The sequence below is a fragment of the Bacillus sp. EB106-02-03-XG38 genome, from assembly GCF_058792175.1.
Genome location: NZ_JBYTED010000003.1, coordinates 179,623 through 179,846 on the forward strand (window position 1 = coordinate 179,623; position 224 = coordinate 179,846).

A 224-nucleotide genomic window follows, 5' to 3' on the forward strand; every position below is an offset into this window, starting at 1 on the left:
GAAGCACCGATTGCAGAAGAACAACAAGTTGAAGAAGAAGCACCAGTCGCAGAAGAACAACAAGTTGAAGAAGAAGCACCGGTTGCAGAAGAACAACAAGTTGTAAAGGAAGCACCGATTGCAGAAGAACAACAAGTTGAAGAAGAAGCACCGGTCGCAGAAGAACAACAAGTTGAAGAGGAAGCACCGGTCGCAGAAGAACAACAAGTTGAAGAAGAAGCACC

The 224-nt window shown here is 45.5% G+C and carries 1 protein-coding gene; it reads left to right on the top strand.

The window, feature by feature from the left end; genetic code table 11:
* On the top strand, window positions 1-224 hold a 224-nt coding region (locus tag AC3WTI_RS15365), incomplete at both ends, for a hypothetical protein (protein ID WP_492304376.1).